This window comes from Nonlabens sp. Hel1_33_55, from assembly GCF_900101765.1.
In the GTDB taxonomy this organism is placed as follows: domain Bacteria; phylum Bacteroidota; class Bacteroidia; order Flavobacteriales; family Flavobacteriaceae; genus Nonlabens.
The window spans coordinates 19,192-39,158 of sequence record NZ_LT627735.1 but is presented as its reverse complement, the minus strand read 5'-3'; the positions used below and the strand labels follow the sequence as shown (position 1 = coordinate 39,158).

Genomic DNA, 19,967 nt, shown 5'->3' with positions numbered 1-19,967 from the left:
GGTACTTTTTATGCGCATCTTGCTGGTAGGCGAGTACAGTAATTTCCACAACTCACTCAAATATGGGCTGGAATTTTTAGGTCATGAAGTCACTATTATAGGTGATGGTGACGGTTTTAAGAGATTTCCGGTTGATATCAACATCGGCAATGATTTTTTTGAACGCACTTGGCTCACCCGTAAACTTAAAGTCGGATTTTGGAAGGTTACCGGCTATAATCTTGCAGATTTTTTGAAGTTATCTCGCTTTCGCGAAAGCGAACACCTACTCAAACATTTTGATATCGTCCAGTTCATCAATTCAAATCCGTTTAACTGCAATGCTAGCATAGAACGGAAGATGATTGATTTTATCCTTGCTCACAATCACACGATTTTTCTGGCAGCCTGCGGCGATGATCATGAATACGTCAAATATTTGACCGAAATACATGAAGGTTACAGCATTCTCGATCCTGTCAAACGAGGAGAACTGAAGCAAAGTGATTTTTTGTTCACGTATAAATATTTACAGCCAGCATATCGGGAAAATTACTATCGCATTCTAGATGCAGCTACTAAAATCATTCCTAGTAATATCGATTATGCTATGGCTTTGAAGAATCAAAATAAGGCAACATCTATAATTCCAGCAGCGATCAATTGTGGTGCGTTACAGCTGGATCAAAATGCCGATCTATCTGTGATAAAGATTTTCATGGGCATCAATCGATCCAATTACTGGAAAAAAGGAATCAACTATTTTGAAGAGGCGCTCGAGATTATTAAAAAGAAATATGGCTCTAAAGTGGAGATCATCATCGCAGAAAACCTTGCCTATCAAGAGTACATTACAAAATACAAAGCAGCACATATCCTATTAGACCAGGTGCTGTGCTATGACCAAGGCTATAATGCACTAGAAGCAATGCTACAGGGAAAAGTGGTGTTTAGTGGTGGAAGCGAAATTTACCTTAAGGCTCACAATTTAGAATCTGTTCCTGTGATTGATGCTCAACCTGATGTGGATTATTTAGTTGAAAAACTTTCTGAGCTTATTGAGAATCCATCGTCCATCCTAGAAATAGGTCGTGCTGCTCGGAATCACGTATTGCAACATCATGAGAGCGTCATGATTGCAGAACGGTATTTGAAATATTACAAGAAATAAAATACTAGCTGGATTCTAAGTCATTACTTGTTTTTCCACTGGATGTCGATACCCTGAAAATCTTCTGCAGCCTTATCCTTTGCCTGTTTTGGGATCATGAATTCAAATTCTAAAACTATTTCAAGATCATCGTCAAAATAATATAGCATGGTTTCCTCACCATCATAATCACAGATGGTTAATGCATGTACCTCATGTTCTACAAAGTATTCATCCTTGACTTTTTGGGGTTCTAGGAATTCAAAATAATGCAACACTTTGGCACCATTGAAATAATCAAAATCTTCTAGGTAAAGTGGATCTGCCATAATGCAAAAATAGGTTTTAGATTGCGATTAAAAATAAAGCCAGTCAATGAGGACTGGCTTAGCTTGTTTCTTATTTCGCTTTCGCGAAAGCGAGCTATTAAATACTTCTATCAGGATCAAATCCTTCTAATAATTGAGCAACTCGCTGCACAAATTGCCCGCCCAGCGCACCATTGACCACGCGGTGATCATAACTATGTGACAAGAACATTTTCATGCGTATACCAATGAAATCACCATCTGGCGTTTCAACGACGGCAGGAACTTTTCTAATGGCACCCAATGCAAGAATCGCTACCTGAGGCTGATTAATAATAGGTGTTCCCATTACTGACCCAAAGGTTCCAACATTAGTTACGGTGTACGTACCGCCTTGTGTATCGTCTGGCTTTAATTTACCATCACGTGCTCTTCCTGCGAGATCATTTACCGCTTTGGCCATTCCAACGAGATTGAGCTGGTCTGCATTTTTGATTACAGGAACAATTAAGTTACCGTCTGGCAAGGCTGCTGCCATACCTAGGTTGATGTTCTTCCTCTTGATGACTCTGTCACCATCCAAGGAAATATTAATCATCGGGAACTCCTTGATGGCTTGTGCCACGGCTTCCATGAAAATAGGTGTGAATGTTAGATTCTCACCTTCACGCTTTAGGAAGGTTTCTTTATTTTTCTTTCTCCAGTTCCAGATGTTTGTCACGTCACATTCTATAAAGCTTTGAACGTGCGCGCTGGTTTGTACAGATGCCACCATGTGGTGAGCAATCATTTTACCCATGCGTGTCATTTCTATGATCTCATCATCGCCGTTCACTGAAACCGGTGTAGCCTTAGGCGCCTGTTTAGGAGCTGCAGTATGACTGGCTGGAGCTGCTTTACTTTCAGGAGCTTTTGAAGTTTGAGCAACCTTACCACTTTTGCGATTTTCTACGAACTTTAGAATATCGTTTTTAGTTACTCTTGCATCCTTACCGGTGCCAGATATGGACTCCAGTTCTTCCATGGAGATATTTTCTTCCTTGGCTATATTCTTTACTAACGGTGAGTAGAATGAGTCGGTTGAAGCGTAATCATTCTTCCCAGCAGTGTCTAATCCTTTTTCGACTTGTTCTTCAGCAGTTTTAGTAGCTTGCTCTGCATAGCCAGCTGGTGCTCCAATTTCAACTATGGTTTCTTCTACTTCATTTGAATCATCACTTGAATTCTCTGAATCTCCTTCATCATCACCGTCGGTTTCTATGATGGCTATGGTTTGCCCTACTTTGACAACATCATCAACTTCAAAAAGAATTTCAACAAGCTTGCCGTCTACTTCACTAGGCACTTCACTATCGACCTTATCAGTGGCGATTTCTAGTACAGGCTCATCCATTTCAATGGCATCACCTACATTCTTAAGCCATGAGGTAATGGTAGCTTCTGCTACAGATTCTCCCATTTTGGGCAACTTCAATTCAAATCGAGCCATATCTTAAAAACCTAGTTTGTTTTAATATTTTGCAAAAGTACTAATAATACCTAACCGATTATGAATATCGCATTGTGATAGGAAATATTTAAGATTTCAATGGTAATACCTCAAAAACCTTCCTTATTCTTTAAAGGATCCTTACCTCACCGCGATAAGAACTAGAATCACTGCCTGCGTATGCTGTTCTATTTGGGTTTAGAAATCTGTATTTGCAAGTAATTCCGCTAGTGCGATTCATATTTTGAATCAGATTAGAATTATCCAAACTATCCAAATCAAAAACATACTTACAGCTCTTATCCTTCTCAGATGTAAAATCATTAAAAGACATGGATCGTTCTGCCCATTCCGGCTGATATTCATCATCATTTGTAACGCATACTAATGGTAGTTGATCAACCTCTTGAGGTGCTTCCGGTTTCTTATTGCCTAAAAGTTTAGGAGCTGCAAACTTCAAAAACTTGCTCAACCATTTCCCGTTAGGATAATGCTTTTCATAGAAGAGGTACATCGCACCATAAAATCGCTCTAGATATTTGGCATCTTTAACGGTACTTTCTCCCTTAAAATGAATAGCAGTTTCACTACCTAGATAATAGTTATGGAATCCGTATTTAGTCGCTGTGTATGTGAGGTCAATATCCTCGCCGTACATAAAATAGCGTTCATCAAGACCGCCCAGTTCTAAGTAAACAGACTTTCTCGTCATGAGAAAAGCACCGACTAATATTTCGGTTGGACCGTTTTCATCTTCTTGAATGCGCTGGTCATAATAGCTATCAGAGAAGCCCAGCATCTTTTTCAAAATTCCTTTTCTAGTTGGAATACGTCGTTTGCTTTCTGGTAGATACTTTCCGCTACCATCTATGAGTTTGATGCCTAAGAAGCCTGATTTTGCTTCCGCTTTTATATTTAGATTTGGTTCAGCGTTAACTTCTTGATCCTTTTTATTAAAGAAAGCTAGGCAATTTTCAAATACTTGTTCTCCAACAATCACATCAGGATTCACGAGGCAGATGTATTCACCTCTAGCCTGCTCAACCGCGACATTGTTGCCTTTTGAGAAGCCATAATTGTCATCTAGCCTTATTACTTTGACTTGAGGAAATATGCGCAGAAGTCTCTCAATGCTATCATCTGTAGAATCGTTGTCTGCTACAATCACCTCTGCATCCAAATGTTGCGTTGCGCGCAGCACACTTTCAACACACAATTCCAGAAAGACTCGTGCATTGTAATTTAAAATGATGACAGAGAGTTTCATTTTTTAATTCTTCATAGAATTCTCGTAGGGAACACGATGAAGAATACTGCGACCTAATGTAACCTCATCTGCAAACTCCAATTCATCACCAACAGATATACCACGAGCAATAGTGGAAGTATTGATCTCAAGCCCATCCAATTGTTTGAAAATATAAAAGTTAGTGGTATCACCTTCTATAGTTGGACTCAACGCAAAAATTATTTCTTTAACTCCATCTTCTTTGACTCGCCTTACCAGTGACGCGACTTTCAAATCTTGCGGTCCTACTCCATCCATCGGGCTTATTTTACCACCTAAAACATGATATAAACCGCGGTACTGGCTGGTATTTTCTATCGCCATCACATCCCGAATGTCCTCAACGACGCAAACGATGGATTCATCACGACTGTGGCTTGCACATATCTCACAAAGTTCTGTATCACTAACATTATGGCATTTTTTACAGAATTGGAGATCATGACGCATTTTCAATAATGCATCTGTCAGCAAATCTGTATTCTGTTCTGGCTGGCGCATAAGATGCAAAACCAGTCGTAACGCCGTGCGTTTACCAATTCCAGGTAATTGCGAAACCTGATTAACAGCTTCTTCTAAGATTTTTGAGGAAAAATTCATGTCTCACAAATATACACACTCACTAATGTTTCTCATGACCAGCGGTTACCAATAGACGATAGAATAATATTAATTTAGCGCCAAAACCCAAACCTTGAGTTCTACCCAAATCTTAATTACCATCGCCCTGTATTTTGCGGTTCTAGTTGGAATCTCATTTATAGTAGGCCGCAAGGGTGACAGCGCCACCTTCTTTAGAGGCAATCGCAGCTCGCCATGGTACATCGTTGCTTTTGGAATGATAGGAGCATCATTAAGTGGTGTGACCTTTATTTCAGTTCCTGGTGCTGTGGAGGCTGGCGCGATGAATTATTTTCAGGTGGTCCTGGGTTACATCGTTGGTTATGCGGTCATAGGTCTGGTGTTGATGCCACTATATTACCGCATGAATCTGACCTCGATCTACAGTTATTTAGGTGATCGATATGGTAGTGCAGCACAATATACGGGTAGTAGCTTTTTCTTATTGTCCCGCATTGTTGGTGCCAGTTTTAGATTATACTTGGTCGCTGGAGTGTTGCAGACATTTGTTTTTGATGAAATGGGCATCGACTTCTGGCAAACTGTGACCTTTACTGTTCTGTTGATATGGCTGTACACATTCAGATCTGGTATCAAAACCATCGTATGGACAGATACACTGCAGACTTTATTCATGCTCGTCGCCGTGGGCGTCGCGATTTACTTTATTTCAGATAGTCTTGAACTCAACGGTATTGGTAGCATCGTAAATTTTGTCGCCGATAGCGATTTGTCTCAAGTATTCTTCTGGGATGACTGGAAAAGTGACAAATACTTTGTCAAACAATTTCTGGCAGGTGCGTTTATCGCGATTGTGATGACGGGTCTGGATCAGGATATGATGCAAAAAAACCTGACTTGTCGCAGTTTGAAGGATGCGCAGAAGAACATCTTCTGGTTTACGATCGTTTTGACTATCGTGAATTTTGTGTTTTTGGCATTAGGTGTACTTCTTACCGCTTTCGCGAAAGCGGAATCCATAACAGCCTCAAAGGACGATTTGTTCCCTGCGATCGCTATTAACGGCGGCTTGGGAATTGGAATTGGGCTAGTATTCTTGCTGGGATTGATCGCAGCAGCCTATTCTAGTGCAGATAGTGCACTTACCTCCTTAACGACATCCTTTTCTGTAGACATCGTAAAAATAGAAACCCGATTTACCGAAAAGAGACAAGAATGGTTGCGCAAATTATTTCACATAGGGTTTTCAGTAATCTTGATTCTGGTAATCGTCAGTTTTGAATACGTGATCAAGGATGCCAGCGTCATCAACAAACTCTTTGTTTTTGCGGGCTACACCTATGGCCCATTGTTGGGACTGTTTGGGTTTGGGATTTTGACCAAGCTTAAAGTCAATCACAAAGCCATCCCATTTATCGCGGTCGCATCACCATTCATCACCTATGCAATAAGCCACCTGTCATCAACCTATGGCGGATTCGAATTTGGATTCTTTATTCTTCTACTCAACGGTGCAGTAACCTTTTTAGGGTTGTGGCTGGTGAGTTTGTTTTTCAGGAATGAGGAATGAGGAATGAGGAATGAGGAATGAGGAATGAGGAATGAGGAATGAGGAAAATTTCAAAAATTGGCAATCAGCAGTTATGTTTTGCGCAGCAAAACAATAATTGGCAATTTTTGGAACTTCGAACTTGGAACTTGGAACTTGGAACTTGGAAAAGCTAATTTTCAAAACCTTAACCCTTACATACAATCGTTAATACTGCTTCGTTCCAAGCATCACCAACGTACAAGCTACCTCAACTTCGACTCCATCATTTTGCAACTTTTTATAAAAAGTCGGGTTTTCAGTTCCTGGGTTGAAAATAACTCGGTTGGGATTCAAACTCAAAATGTATTCATAGTAAGGCTCTTGGCGTTGTGGATTTAGATATAGCGTAACAGTATCTACATCTTCATAAGGTACCAGATCTGTATCAATTGCGACATCATCGATAGTTCCTGGCCGCAATCCTATGGCTACTGTTTCAACGTTATACTTTCGCAATCTATGGATCACAATGTTTGAATACCTTTCTGCTTTCAGGGATGCTCCCAACACTAATGTTTTCTTTGACATAATTTTAAAACTCTTACTGTAACAATACGAAAATTCGTTCGTCTATATAATGAAGGAAGTGATAAACCTTTATTGATTTATTTGATAACAGCAGGCAAGCGTTTGATTGACGCCGCTAAATTCAATAGCCAAATAACTCGTAATTAATGGTTAGTGTTATTATTTGGTTACTAGAAATCCCGAGCTTGCAGGCTCGGGATTTTGTTTTTGATGCACATGTTTAATTATCATAAGGTGCGGAATTTGCCGTATTCTCATAAGGGCAACCTAAAGGATCGCCCTTATGGATATGCATTATCTTCGAACCATGTCTCGTAATAACACACAGTTGTATTACCACCTCATTTTTGGAACAAAGCAGAGAGAATTCTATTCCTGAACCGATTCATTCTAAGCTTTATGGCTGTATCTGGAAAAAATGTGAGGATCTAAGCATAATTCCTATTGCTATCAACGGTACTCAAAATCATATTCATATTCTTTTAAAATCAAACACTACAACTACCTTAGCATGAATTGTAAATGGAATTAAAGGTGTGAGTTCTCGCTGGCTCAACGCTACTATGGAACCTTTGGAACCTTTTAGGTGGCAACGTGGGTACGGTTTGTTTACAGTTAGCCCCAAAGACCTCAATATAATCATCAATTATATCAAGAAACAAAAGGAACATCACAGCAATGGATCTCTTGAACCCTCGTGGGAAAACGAAAGTTAGTTACTACAAAAGGGTAGCCTTCAAGGCTACCCTTTTGTAGTACGAATATGAATTGAAGCTACCACTTTATCACCGCACTACCCCAAGTAAACCCACTACCGAAAGCTGCTAATACTACCGTATCACCTTCCTTGATTTTTCCTTCTTCCCAGGCTTCAGTCAAAGCGATAGGAATTGAGGCTGCTGTTGTGTTCCCATATTTCTGGATATTGTTGTACACCTGATCGTCACCTAGCTGGAATTTCTTCTGTATGAACTGAGAGATACGCAGGTTAGCTTGGTGTGGTATCAGCATATCAATATCGCTCACTTGTAGATTATTGGTTTTCAATCCTTCCATAATCACCTCGCTAAAACGAACCACAGCATTTTTGAATACAAACTGACCATTCATGTAAGGATAATAAGGAATATCTTCCTGTGGATCTTCCTCTATAATTTGCGGTACCCAATATTCTGTTGACGGGCCTTTTAAGGAAAGCTCCAGCGCGTGTTTACCTTCACTATGCAGATGCGTTGAGAGAATTCCATGTCCTTCCTTATCTGATCTGGTCAAGATGGCTGCACCGGCACCATCGCCGAAGATCACACTCACGCTCCTACCACGGGTCGTAAAGTCCAGTCCACCACTGTGGTTCTCAGACCCTATAACCAATACGTTCTTATACATTCCAGTTTTTATAAACTGATCTGCCACAGAGAGTCCATAGATGAAACCACTACACTGGTTACGCACGTCCAGCGCCGGGCAGGTTTTTATATCCAGCATTTCCTGTACTTGTACTCCACAGCCTGGAAAATAATAGTCTGGTGACAAGGTCGCAAAAACAATAAGTTCCACATCATCCTTAGAAATTCCTGCACGTTCCAGCGCGACTTTGGCGGCCTTCACGCCCATACTTGCCGTACTGTTATCATCACCTTTTTGAATGTGGCGACGTTCTTTGATACCGGTGCGCTCCTGGATCCACGCATCGTTGGTATCCATCATATCAGCGAGATCGTCGTTTGTCACAACATTATCGGGAACATACTTTCCCATTCCGGCAATTCTTGAAGTATACATATTGTATTTTTGAGTGTCTGGCAAGATACGCCGCGACCCATCATTGCCCTAGAAAAGCACTTTGTTTTAGTATGCATGCATAATAATTTCAATTCTCTTACTAACCTTAATATTCCAGATGCCCAGGTGCACTATGATGGTGACTTTTACGCTTTCGCGAAAGCGGAACAACTTCAAACCGCATTGCGAGAACAAACGCCATGGCGACAAAACAAGATCACGGTATTCGGGAAAACCTATGATGAACCGCGATTGACGCAACTCTATGGCGACAATCAAATGGAATACAGCTATAGCGGGATCACCTTCAAAGCGCTGGAATGGTCGCCCGTCTTAACATCCATCAAGAAAGATATTGAAGCCGCAACAGGTCACGAGTTCAATATTTGCCTGGTCAACCTCTACAGAACCGGTGCAGATTCCAACGGCTGGCATGCAGATAATGAGGCAGAATTGGGCCGTAATCCAGTGATTGCATCAATTAGTTTGGGACAGGAACGCTTTTTTCATTTGCGCCACAACGAGAATAAAGAATGGCGCTACAAATTTCCCTTAAAACATGGGAGTCTATTGCTCATGGCAGGCGAGACCCAACATACCTACAAACATCAAATAGCAAAAACAAAACGGGAAATCCAGCCTCGGATTAACCTGACCTTTAGAAAAGTTATAGGTCGCAATACTTAAATTTGTGATGTAATCCTACGGCAACCACCACGACTACTGAATTATGGCGAAAGCAAAAGAACTTATAGAAGATTTAGACGAACGCTCCATAGATCGCATTATAGAGATGGCATGGGAAGACCGCACACCGTTTGGCGCGATTGAGTTCCAGTTTGGAGTCAGTGAACAGGAAGTGATCACCATCATGCGTGATCAAATGAAAGCCAGTAGTTTTAGAATGTGGAGAGAACGTGTTCAAGGCCGTGCTACCAAACACCGCGCTCTAAGAGATCCAGAAATGGACACCTTCAAATCTAGTCGCCAAAAGAACATCACGCACAATAAGATCTCTAAGAGATAGGAATTGCTTTCCTTCACTAATTTTTAGAGAGTTTGCACATCTGGTAAATCCTTATCTTTATTATAGTTCTATTTCGTTTATAGAATAAATGGCACAGCCATTGTCATACTATTTATCTCAGTGATTGAAAGAAATCGCACTAAAAAGCTTTGACCATGAAAAAATTCCTTCTCCTATTTTTAGTTCCATGTTTTGTGATGGCTCAAGATGCTTTTAAAATGGAAAAAAGAGATGCTGAGGTCAATCCTACAACCTTAGACCTCAATGAATTTATAAAGGGAACACTTTTGATCCCTGAAACTACAGAGCCTGTACCATTGGTGTTGCTGTTTACCGGTAGCGGACCTAACGATCGCAACGGAAATAGTATGATGACTCGCAACGATTCACACAAGCAACTGGCCAACGTTTTGTTAGAAAATAATATTGCTTCTTATCGATATGATAAGCGCAGTTTTACTTTAGTTAAGGAGAGAAAGCCTACTGACGACATCAGCTTTGATGATTTTGTTACTGATGCTCAAACGGTAGTCGCAAACTTTACAGACGATCAAAGATTTTCTAAGATTATTCTTGCAGGCCACAGTCAAGGATCACTAGTCGCCATGCTTGCGATTGATGAAAATGTAGATGGCTTTGTTTCAATCGCTGGCCCTGCAGATCCCATTGATGAAATTATAGTGCAACAAATAGCAGCTCAAGCTCCTGGTCTTGATAAAGAAGCTGCAGCGGTGTTTGCACAAATGAAAACCCAAGATAGTGTAGTAACCAAGGTGAATCCATATCTAACATCTATCGTTGGTCCTGGAATTCAGCCTTTCATGAAATCATGGATGGTATATAATCCTAAAGTTTTGATTAGCGATTTGAATATCCCAGTCTTGATTATAAATGGAAATAGAGATCGACAGGTCGATCCAAGTCAAGCCAAAATACTTCATGAAGCATTGCCAGCGTCACAGTTATTCATTATTGAAGGTATGGATCACATCTTTAAGAAAGTAGGTGACGATGATATTGAAGCTGCAAAAAGCTATACAGATCCTAGCTTCCCATTACATCCAGAGTTCGTTAGTACTCTAATTAATTTTGTCAAGCAATAGAGTTCAACATCTATAGGCTTTCCCAACTTCTGCATTAATCCCAATTAGTAACCATTTGCAGTTTTCATTTGAACTGGTTATAGTTTGCTAAAATTGTATTTTTCCAATTTAAGCAACCATATGACCATACAAGAAACTCTTATCGATACCTCGCCACTGATAACTCAAGACACCATCGTTTTTGGGCTATTGATGGCAGCTCTAGGTTTTGTATTCTACACTTCATCAAGAACTAAAGGCTTCTGGCAGAAGTTTTATAAGTTCGTTCCAGCTCTATTAATGTGTTATTTAATTCCGTCAATTATGAGTTCTTTTGGATTGATAGGCTCAGAATGGAAAACAGTGGAAGATGGCCAGATCGTAGAAAATAGCTCTTCCCTATATTTTATGGCGTCGCGTTATCTGTTACCAGCAGCACTAGTGTTAATGACCTTAAGCATTGACCTCAAAGCAGTTTTTAATTTAGGTCCCAAAGCCCTGATTATGTTCCTTACTGGAACCGTTGGTATTGTCATAGGTGGTCCTATAGCTATATTGATCGTATCCACATTTAGTCCAGAAACTGTTGGCGGTGCAGGACCAGATGCGGTATGGCGTGGACTGAGTACCATTGCTGGTAGCTGGATAGGTGGTGGCGCTAATCAGGCTGCCATGCTGGAAGTTTACCAATTCAACGACGATTTATACGGCGGCATGGTGCTGGTAGATATTGTTGTGGCTAATATTTGGATGGCTGTGCTTCTGCTTGGGATAGGATATTCCGCTAGATTTGATAAATGGACCGGCGCAGATGTTGGGTCAATAGAAAAACTCAAGAAAAAGATTACTGATTACACCTTGAGCGTGAAACGCGAGGCCACTCTTACTGATATTATGGTGATGCTTGGACTAGGACTTGGAGCAGTAAGTATTGCTCATTTTAGTGGCGATTACTTATCGGGATGGATGGAAAGTATTGAGTCCATTCGGGAGAATATTTATTTGAGCTTTTTGACGAGTCAGTTTTTCTGGCTTATCTCTATCGCTACGATTATAGGAATTCTACTATCCTATACTCCAGTCAAAAAATATGAAGGAACTGGTGCCTCCAGAATTGGGAGCATATTTATTTACATTTTGGTGGCAACTATAGGTGTAAAAATGGACTTGAGGCAGATACTGGAAAATCCGTGGTTGATTCTAGTGGGCTTGATCTGGATTTCTATTCATGCTGGATTACTTATTCTAATAGCAAAATTGACCAAATCTCCTTATTTCTTTATGGCGGTAGGTAGTCAGGCAAATGTTGGTGGTGCTGCTAGCGCACCAGTTGTAGCGGCAGAATTTCATCCATCACTCACCACGGTTGGTGTTTTGTTAGCTGTTTTTGGCTACGTTGTGGGAACTGTAGGTGCAATATTATGTACCATTTTAATGCAGATCGCAGCACCTGCATAAATTCTAAAAGTTTGCTGCATATTTGCAGCCCAAAATCAATAGCATGAGAGCAACCCTAATTCTTTTCCTATCCCTATTAATTCTTAGCTCTTGTGAGCAAGAAACCCAAAACCGATTTGCTGTACAAGGCACCATAAAAGGTTTGAAGGTTGGTAGCGTCTTGTTGCAGAAAGTTCAGGATTCCACCTTGATAACATTGGATAGTGTTGCACTTGATGGCTCGAGTGATTTCAAACTCACATATGATCTAACTGAACCAGAGTTTTTATATCTCTACCTCGATGTAAAGGACGGATCTAAATATGATGATCGCATAGGATTTTTTGCAGAGGATACAATTATGACGATCAATTCAAATCTCCAAAGTTTTGAAGAAGATGCTGAAGTGTTAGGATCAAAAAACCAATTGCTACTGGCCACTTTCAAGGAAAATACTTCTAAACTGGATGCTGTTTACACTGATTTGATGAAACGCAGTATGGAATTGAGCACAGAAGAAAATCCATCTGCAATTGAAATTGAGTCTCTTAATGCAGACTATGATAAGTATTTGAGAAAGCGCATTCTTTATGCCTTGAATTATGCCAGTGTCCATAAGGATAATGAAGTGGCACCGTTTATACTACTACAAGAAGGATTTGATGCCAACCCTAAACTGGTTGACAGCATCTACAATATGATGCCAAAAAAAATTCAGACAAGTCTTTATGGAAAAAACCTGTCTGAAATGATTAAGAAAGCAAAGCTTAATTAGAGTTTATTAACTCTTTCAATTAACTTCTTGCCTTCAGTTTCTAGATCTGCGCGCACTTGTTTTAAGTGAGCAGCTCTGTTATCTACTTTTTTATCGTTAACTCTTGCGATCAATTCATCAAAAGTCTCGATGCTATCATCTACGATTTTTTCAGCTTCTGCTTCATTTTTCTCAGGATTTACCGCCTGTGAAATAAGCGCTGCTTCAATGATATCTCCTAGAACATAATTGATGTCCTGTTTGAGGTCTCTAATACTTGCCATGGGTTTTCAAATTTGATGCAAAAATACGTAATTCTACGTCTATATTGATACGGTCAATAACTTGCCTTGTCCTAAGCAGTTTGCCTGAAGATCTTTTAAAGCTGCGGGTATCAAATAAGTCTGTGCATATCCAAATCCATAGCTTTGACCATCATGAATAAGTTCACACGCTTCACCTACATTCATTAGTATTGTGAAGCTTGAGCCTGATTTTAATTCTAAATTAAATCTTCCAGTGAATTGAAGAACAAAGGTTTCAAAATAAGAAGTTTTAGCAAGTTCTTGAACTCCTAATGTATCATGGTCATAGTTCAAACGATAACTTTCTGCCTTGCTATAATCTGCCATGGCGATAGAGTCCTCTATGTGTAATTCGCGCTGGTTACCGTCGTCATCAGTGCGTTCATAATCATAGATTCGGTAGGTGATATCGCTGCTTTGTTGAATTTCTGCAAGCGTGACGCCTGCACCTATGGCATGAATAAATCCTGGTTGGATAAGAAAGGACTCACCTGGTTTTACGTTCTCATAATTTAATAATGCAGGGACGTTGTTGGATGATATCGCTTTCGCGAAAGCGGACTTACTGGAAGCCTCCTCAAATCCCAGAGTCAATCGTGCATCTTCTTGTGCGTCCATCACATACCACATCTCTGTCTTACCGAAGCTACCGTGCTTTTTCTGTGCTGTCTCATCATCTGGATGCAACTGAACGGATAGATCGCGCGCCGTATCAATGTATTTGATAAGAAGAGGAAAGCGCTTCCCAAATCGATCCTTAACGCGCTTACCCAGTACCTCAAGGCTATGTTTTTCCAGCAATTCATTTAATGAAATACCTGCTAACTCTCCATTACTCACGACAGATATGGTATCGCCTACATCGCTAATTTCCCAACTCTCACCCAATTTTGATATAGGCGAATCCAGCGATTTTAGATCGTTCAACTTTGAGCCACCCCAGATTTTCTCTTTATAGATGGGTTTGAAAATGATTGGATACCATTTCATCAATCTCCTGTGTATACGACAAAATTGCGCGGCGTTTCATACAACTTGATTTCTAGGTCGTATTTAGAATCCAGTTGTTTTTTAATTTTATTATAGATGACAAATGCGATATTCTCAGCCGTAGGATTTAGGTTTTTGAATTCTTCAACTTCTTCATTAAGGTTTTTGTGATCTAGTGCATCCTCAACATGTTCTTTAATGATTTCTTTTAAGATTTTGAGATCAATCAAAAAACCAGTTTCAGGATCTACCGTTCCAGTAACGCCTACTTCAAGATCATAATTATGCCCGTGATAGTGAGGATTACTGCATTTACCGAACACCTCTAGATTCTTTTGGTCATCCCAATCTTGACGATATAATCTATGTGCTGCATTGAAATGCGCTTTCCTGTAGGCGGTGATTCTCATGAGATATGATTGTAGTATTGATCAAAGATGATCTTGAACCACTCTGTATAAATTTCTGGTTGTTTGTCAATATCTGCACGCACGTCGCTAGCGGTCATCCATTTCCAATCTGCCACTTCATGAGGGTTTAAGTTAGGTTCTTCATTGAATGTTCCTACCATGACATGATCCAGCTCATGTTCTGTCAAACCATTATCAAAAGGTGCGATATAGATAAACTTGAAAAGCTCTTTAAGATCTGTGGTGAATCCCATTTCCTCCATCAAGCGTCGTTTGCCAGCTGCAATGTTTGACTCGCCCTCACGTTGATGGCTACAACAGGTGTTGGTCCATAATCCTGGTGAGTGGTATTTTTCAAGTGCTCGCTGCTGGAGCATGATTTCATTCTGGTCATTGAGTACAAAAACGGAAAAAGCCCTATGAAGCAAGGCCTTTTCATGAGCCTCAATCTTTTCCATGGTACCTATTTGCTCGTCCTTCTCGTTGACTAGTATTACTTTTTCTTCCAATGTGTTGCTTTCAGTCTCAAAAATACGAAAGGATCAACTACCAATGCGTATCGCCTTACATCCATGTTGTCGAAATTTTGATTGCTCTTTACAAGATCATGCATTAAACGTATTTTTGCACTCGATTAAAACATCTATGAAATTTAAAGATCAAATAGCCCGCAGAAGAACCTTTGGTATCATCTCGCACCCAGATGCAGGTAAGACCACGCTTACCGAAAAACTACTATTGTATGGTGGTGCTATTCAGGAGGCTGGTGCTGTCAAGTCGAATAAAATCAAGAAAGGTGCAGCTAGTGATTTCATGGAAATTGAAAGACAGCGCGGGATATCTGTAGCCACGTCTGTTCTTGCCTTTGAATATGACAACAAGAAAATAAATATTCTTGACACTCCAGGTCACAAAGACTTTGCAGAAGATACTTTTAGAACCTTGACCGCTGTAGATAGTGTTATCGTTGTGATTGACGTTGCAAAAGGTGTTGAAGAGCAAACTGAAAAGCTTGTTGAAGTGTGTCGCATGCGCAACATTCCTATCATCGTTTTTATCAATAAGATGGATCGCGAGGGAAAGGATGCCTTTGACCTGATGGATGAAATTGAGCAAAAATTGCACTTGAGAGTTACTCCTTTAAGTTTCCCCATAGGAATGGGATATGATTTGAAAGGGATCTACAACATTGCTAAGAAAAATGTGAATCTCTTCACAGGAGATTCCGTTAAACAACGTAAAAATCTAATCTCAATAAATGACCTTGCCGACCCAAAGCTAGACGAATTAGTAGGTTCCAAAGCAGCAGAAACATTAAGAGAAGAAATTGAATTAGTGACAGGAATTTATCCTGAGTACAATCGTCAGGAATATCTTGATGGTAAATTGCAACCCATCTTTTTTGGGAGCGCACTTCACAACTTTGGGGTAAAAGAGTTATTGGATGGATTTATTGATATAGCGCCAGCACCTAGACCAAAAAAAGCAGAAGAACGTTTAGTAGAGCCAGACGAAAAAGAATTCAGCGGCTTTGTATTTAAAATCCATGCAAACATGGATCCTAGACATAGAGATCGGTTGGCATTTGTCAAAGTAGTTAGTGGTGTCTTTGAGCGTAACACAGCTTACAAACACGTGAGACTCGATAAAAATCTGAAATTCTCAAGCCCTAATGCATTCTTTGCAGAAAAGAAAGAAATCGTTGATGAGTCATTCCCAGGAGATATAGTAGGTCTCCATGATACTGGGAACTTTAAAATAGGTGATACACTTACCGCTGGCGAAGATCTGCACTATAAAGGAATTCCTTCTTTTTCTCCGGAGCATTTTAGATACATCAACAATGCTGATCCCATGAAATCAAAGCAACTTGCAAAAGGTGTTGATCAGCTCATGGATGAAGGTGTTGCTCAATTATTCACCTTAGAACTAAATGGTCGTAAAGTTATAGGTACGGTAGGTGCTCTTCAGTTTGAGGTGATTCAATACCGATTGGAACACGAGTATGGAGCTACCTGTTCTTATGAAAATCTAAATGTACATAAGGCTTGTTGGGTAGATACGGCCGACCAAAACTCTGATGAATTTAAAGACTTCAAACGGGTTAAAGCCAAATTCCTTGCTCATGACAAAAGAGGTCAATTAGTCTTCTTTGCAGATTCTGCATTCTCATTGCAAATGACCCAACAAAAATATCCTAGCATCAAATTTCATTTCGTGTCAGAATTTGATAGCATTGCACAGTAATTAAAAAAGTAGCGAAACTAAAAAAGGCTTCCCGTGGGAAGCCTTTTTGTATTTATCACAACCATTAGTTTTTATTCACAGTCCGTATAATTCTCTAGTCCTGAAACGATAAATTCAGATCTACGGTTAAGTTGGTGTTCTGCTGGTGTACAGCTCACGCCGTTAGAACATCTGTTCACTAGCTGACGCTCTCCATAACCTTTGGCAGTGATGCGGTTGGCATCGATACCTTTATCGATAAGCCAGCTTCTAGTGCTTTGAGCTCTGCGCTCTGATAATGCATCATTATAGGCATCGTTTGCACGGCTATCTGTGTGGGATCGAATCTCAATTTTTGTTTGAGGATACAATTCTAAGAATGCCTGAATTTTAGCCAGCTCTGCAGCCGCGTCGCTTCTAATATTTGATTTATCAAAATCAAAATAGATCTGCTCGATATCAAGAATTTTTGCCAAGTCATCACATTCCAATACTGGAATCTTAGAATTCGAAAGCTCTAATGGAATATCAATAAAGTCACTTGTAGCTGGTGTAGTGAACAATTCTTCATCTGGAGTATAATCTTCCTTAGCAGCTCTTACAAAATATTGCTTATCACATTCAAGCTTGAAAACATACTTACCGTTCGCACGGGTTGTGATTTGGTCAATTTGATTATTATTGGAATCCATAATGCTAACTAGAGCACCTTCTAATGGCTCATCAGTTTGAGCATCAGTTACTGTTCCAGTGAGTAGAATCTCACACATATTGCGCAGCTGCTCCATCTGCTTGAATCTATAGATATCATCATCACCTTTACCACCTGGACGATTGGAGCTAAAGTATCCAAGATTAGTATCATCATCAACGATAAAACTAAAATCATCGTAAGGAGTATTAACGGGCTTACCTATATTAATCACCTCACTCATACTTCCATCTGCATTGATGGTGCTCGCAAAGACATCCAAGCCACCAAGTCCTTGATGACCTGTACTTGCAAAATAGAGTACGTTATTTTTACTAACAAAAGGAAATGATTCACGTCCATTAGTATTGATGCTCTCCACATTGCGAGGTTCACTAAGTGTACCATCTAAAGCAACATCTGCAACCCATATATCTGATCTAGTAAATTCTTCTTCTGGATCATAACCTATACTGCCTGGCATGTCACTTACAAAGAATAACTTTTTACCATCTGGAGTCAATGCTGGATGTGCCGTACTGTATTCATCGCTATTGAAACTTACTTCAACTGCATTGGTCCAACTGTTTCCTTTACGAGTGGATTTGAAAATCTTAAGTTTAGTCAATCCATCAACATCTTGTCTCAATCTTCCTTTCTCAGAGTTGTTTCTGGTAAAATAAACGGTCTCACCATCAGTTGTAAAACCTGGTGTGCTTTCATGCCATTTTGTGTTGAGTGCAGAACTTAAATTGCGAGCGTTATCTAATTTACCGTCACTATCTGCATCTGATGTGTACAATTGCAAAAATGCCTGTTCGTTCCATTCATGAACTCTCTTAATAAAAGAACCTGTATCTCTCGCAGTGGCAAATACAACTTGGTTTTGATCATCATAAAAAGATGGTCCAAAATCTGCTGTAAATGAATTGATCTCTCTTGCGTTTTCTACCTCAAAACGACCAGACTGGAAATCAATGATTTGAAGGTAATCAGGTTGTTTGGAATAATTATCTGCACGACTATCATAACCTTTAAACGTATTGAATTTTGCCATCAACACATCTGCTTCATCATATCTTCTTACCGATTTTAGCGATTGTGCATATCTAAAATAATATTCTGGCTTGATGTTATCACTGTATTTTTCAAATAGTTGACTATACCAATTGTAACTTTCTTGCAAGTCGTCATTAAAGTAATAAGTGTCACCCAACTTAGCCAATATTTCAGGACTAGAATAGCCGTTCTTCACAATTCTCAAGTACAGTTCTTGAGCATCAATAAAAGCGAGATTGGTATATTCCTTTCCTGCTTTATTAACTTTACGTTCTTGAGCCACACCATTGGTCGCCATTAACGCTATTAAAACAATAAATAATTTTTTCATCATAGTTTCTACATACTATTATTAGAAGAATCGTGGTGTGATCAACTTGTCATAACTATTGAACAGTTCAAATCTAAGAAAGAGTTCGTAACTACCATCGTTATAAGTTGAATTTCCCAATTCAGTCGTTTCCCTATCATAGGCAAAGCCTATCATCATTTGATCACTTACTTGAAATCCAACAAGTCCTGTAACAGCAGCACTCCATCTATAGGCAGCTCCCAAAGTTAATTTCTCATTGATTAAAAAATTTGCCGTGACGTCAACTTGTAGGGGTGAACCAGCTACAGCTTTGACAAGTGTAGTAGGTTTGAACTTAATATTATCATTAAGATCAAAGACGTATCCAGCGGTCGCAAAATAGTGAATTCGTTCGGATGCTATGGCTGTTGAGCTATTATTATTGTTAGAAGGGTCAAAATGTTCGGTTTTAAGCAAATTTGGTGTACTTAATCCTACATAAAACTTATCCGTATGGTAATATGCTCCTACTCCAACCGTGGGCGATACCTTGTTATCAATGTTGTTTTGTAACAAAATATCTGGGTCCAAAGCATTTAATTGTTGAAAGTCAACATTGAGAACATGAGCACCACCTTTTAATCCCAAACTCAAATTACCATCATAACTTACCGGGATGGTATAACTAAAGTCAGCTGCAAAATAAGTCTCGTCAGTAGGTCCCAAAGCATCATTTACAACGCTCAGACCTAATCCAATACGACTGTTTTGAATAGGAGAATGAATAGATAATGTTTGCGTTCTAGGCGCTCCATCCAGACCAACCCATTGACTACGGTGCAAGCCTACAATACTTGTCACACCACGACTACCCGCATAAGCAGGGTTAACCACTAATGGGTTATACATATATTGACTATACTGTGGATCTTGTTGTGCTGTTACCGCTTTCGCGAAAGCGAAAACAATCAAACCTATTAACAATTTCTTCATCTTG

At 39.7% G+C, this 19,967-nt stretch carries 21 protein-coding genes; 9 read left to right on the top strand and 12 right to left on the bottom strand.

The window, feature by feature from the left end:
* Positions 1 to 10: 10 nt before the first annotated feature.
* The gene (locus tag BLO34_RS00130) at positions 11 to 1,150 is read left to right on the top strand and encodes a glycosyltransferase (protein ID WP_090751494.1); all 1,140 of its coding nucleotides are present in this window, start codon (positions 11 to 13) and stop codon (positions 1,148 to 1,150) included.
* A 23-nt stretch (positions 1,151 to 1,173) separates the two neighbouring features.
* Here the strand turns inward: BLO34_RS00130 and BLO34_RS00125 are convergent, their stop codons facing one another.
* The 4 genes from BLO34_RS00125 to recR form a co-directional block, all read right to left on the bottom strand.
* Positions 1,174 to 1,458 (bottom strand): hypothetical protein, encoded by a 285-nt coding sequence (locus tag BLO34_RS00125; RefSeq protein ID WP_090751492.1) that lies wholly within the window; start codon positions 1,456 to 1,458, stop codon positions 1,174 to 1,176.
* 97 nt (positions 1,459 to 1,555) lie between these two features.
* Positions 1,556 to 2,926, bottom strand: a complete 1,371-nt coding sequence (locus tag BLO34_RS00120) for a dihydrolipoamide acetyltransferase family protein (protein WP_090751490.1) — start codon at positions 2,924 to 2,926, stop codon at positions 1,556 to 1,558.
* 130 nt (positions 2,927 to 3,056) lie between these two features.
* Complete coding sequence (locus BLO34_RS00115) at positions 3,057 to 4,193, bottom strand: glycosyltransferase family 2 protein (protein WP_090751488.1); 1,137 nt, start codon at positions 4,191 to 4,193, stop codon at positions 3,057 to 3,059.
* A 3-nt stretch (positions 4,194 to 4,196) separates the two neighbouring features.
* Complete coding sequence (gene recR, locus BLO34_RS00110; RefSeq protein ID WP_090751486.1) at positions 4,197 to 4,814, bottom strand: recombination mediator RecR; 618 nt, start codon at positions 4,812 to 4,814, stop codon at positions 4,197 to 4,199.
* Positions 4,815 to 4,908: 94 nt separating this feature from the next.
* Here recR and BLO34_RS00105 point away from each other — a divergent pair, with 94 nt between their 5' ends.
* Positions 4,909 to 6,366 carry a sodium:solute symporter gene (locus tag BLO34_RS00105; RefSeq protein WP_090751484.1) on the top strand — a complete coding sequence of 486 codons (1,458 nt, stop codon included), beginning with the start codon at positions 4,909 to 4,911 and terminating at the stop codon, positions 6,364 to 6,366.
* A gap of 186 nt (positions 6,367 to 6,552) precedes the next feature.
* Here the strand turns inward: BLO34_RS00105 and BLO34_RS00100 are convergent, their stop codons facing one another.
* Positions 6,553 to 6,915 (bottom strand): CoA-binding protein, encoded by a 363-nt coding sequence (locus BLO34_RS00100; RefSeq protein WP_090751482.1) that lies wholly within the window; start codon positions 6,913 to 6,915, stop codon positions 6,553 to 6,555.
* 515 nt (positions 6,916 to 7,430) lie between these two features.
* Here BLO34_RS00100 and BLO34_RS14805 point away from each other — a divergent pair.
* A complete protein-coding gene (locus tag BLO34_RS14805) occupies positions 7,431 to 7,631 on the top strand; it encodes a transposase (RefSeq protein ID WP_410503932.1) in 201 nt (66 codons plus the stop codon).
* Positions 7,632 to 7,689: 58 nt separating this feature from the next.
* Here the strand turns inward: BLO34_RS14805 and BLO34_RS00085 are convergent, their stop codons facing one another.
* A complete protein-coding gene (locus BLO34_RS00085) occupies positions 7,690 to 8,697 on the bottom strand; it encodes a 3-oxoacyl-ACP synthase III family protein (protein ID WP_090751476.1) in 1,008 nt (335 codons plus the stop codon).
* A 9-nt stretch (positions 8,698 to 8,706) separates the two neighbouring features.
* Here BLO34_RS00085 and BLO34_RS00080 point away from each other — a divergent pair, with 9 nt between their 5' ends.
* From BLO34_RS00080 to BLO34_RS00060, 5 genes are all read left to right on the top strand, one after another.
* Positions 8,707 to 9,384, top strand: coding sequence for an alpha-ketoglutarate-dependent dioxygenase AlkB family protein (locus BLO34_RS00080; protein WP_231959523.1), 678 nt, complete (start codon positions 8,707 to 8,709; stop codon positions 9,382 to 9,384).
* A 43-nt stretch (positions 9,385 to 9,427) separates the two neighbouring features.
* Positions 9,428 to 9,724 carry a TIGR03643 family protein gene (locus tag BLO34_RS00075; RefSeq protein ID WP_090751472.1) on the top strand — a complete coding sequence of 99 codons (297 nt, stop codon included), beginning with the start codon at positions 9,428 to 9,430 and terminating at the stop codon, positions 9,722 to 9,724.
* 155 nt (positions 9,725 to 9,879) lie between these two features.
* The gene (locus BLO34_RS00070; RefSeq protein ID WP_090751470.1) at positions 9,880 to 10,827 is read left to right on the top strand and encodes an alpha/beta hydrolase; all 948 of its coding nucleotides are present in this window, start codon (positions 9,880 to 9,882) and stop codon (positions 10,825 to 10,827) included.
* A 120-nt stretch (positions 10,828 to 10,947) separates the two neighbouring features.
* Positions 10,948 to 12,264 (top strand): DUF819 domain-containing protein, encoded by a 1,317-nt coding sequence (locus tag BLO34_RS00065; RefSeq protein WP_090751468.1) that lies wholly within the window; start codon positions 10,948 to 10,950, stop codon positions 12,262 to 12,264.
* 43 nt (positions 12,265 to 12,307) lie between these two features.
* Entirely contained in the window at positions 12,308 to 13,018 is a 711-nt protein-coding gene (locus BLO34_RS00060) for a DUF4369 domain-containing protein (RefSeq protein ID WP_090751467.1), read from the top strand.
* Here BLO34_RS00060 and BLO34_RS00055 read toward each other — a convergent pair.
* Genes BLO34_RS00055 through idi form a run of 4 tightly spaced genes read right to left on the bottom strand, consistent with a single transcriptional unit; the run spans position 13,015 to position 15,211 of the window.
* On the bottom strand, positions 13,015 to 13,281 hold the full coding sequence (locus tag BLO34_RS00055; protein ID WP_090751465.1) for a hypothetical protein: 267 nt from the start codon (positions 13,279 to 13,281) through the stop codon (positions 13,015 to 13,017). The genes BLO34_RS00060 and BLO34_RS00055 overlap by 4 nt on opposite strands.
* A gap of 39 nt (positions 13,282 to 13,320) precedes the next feature.
* Positions 13,321 to 14,292: a type I phosphomannose isomerase catalytic subunit gene (locus tag BLO34_RS00050; RefSeq protein ID WP_090751463.1), complete on the bottom strand. Its 972-nt coding sequence runs from the start codon at positions 14,290 to 14,292 to the stop codon at positions 13,321 to 13,323.
* Positions 14,292 to 14,702 (bottom strand): 6-pyruvoyl trahydropterin synthase family protein, encoded by a 411-nt coding sequence (locus BLO34_RS00045; RefSeq protein WP_090751461.1) that lies wholly within the window; start codon positions 14,700 to 14,702, stop codon positions 14,292 to 14,294. Before BLO34_RS00045 ends, BLO34_RS00050 begins: the two co-directional genes overlap by 1 nt.
* Positions 14,699 to 15,211, bottom strand: a complete 513-nt coding sequence (idi, locus tag BLO34_RS00040) for an isopentenyl-diphosphate Delta-isomerase (protein WP_090751459.1) — start codon at positions 15,209 to 15,211, stop codon at positions 14,699 to 14,701. The genes BLO34_RS00045 and idi overlap by 4 nt, the downstream gene beginning before the upstream one ends.
* A 136-nt stretch (positions 15,212 to 15,347) precedes the next feature.
* Between idi and BLO34_RS00035 the strand changes: the two genes are divergently transcribed.
* The gene (locus BLO34_RS00035; protein WP_090751458.1) at positions 15,348 to 16,949 is read left to right on the top strand and encodes a peptide chain release factor 3; all 1,602 of its coding nucleotides are present in this window, start codon (positions 15,348 to 15,350) and stop codon (positions 16,947 to 16,949) included.
* Between the two features lie 71 nt (positions 16,950 to 17,020).
* Here the strand turns inward: BLO34_RS00035 and BLO34_RS00030 are convergent, their stop codons facing one another.
* Complete coding sequence (locus BLO34_RS00030; protein ID WP_090751456.1) at positions 17,021 to 19,012, bottom strand: OmpA family protein; 1,992 nt, start codon at positions 19,010 to 19,012, stop codon at positions 17,021 to 17,023.
* An 18-nt stretch (positions 19,013 to 19,030) separates the two neighbouring features.
* The gene (locus BLO34_RS00025; protein ID WP_090751454.1) at positions 19,031 to 19,963 is read right to left on the bottom strand and encodes a type IX secretion system membrane protein PorP/SprF; all 933 of its coding nucleotides are present in this window, start codon (positions 19,961 to 19,963) and stop codon (positions 19,031 to 19,033) included.
* Positions 19,964 to 19,967 lie beyond the last annotated feature (4 nt).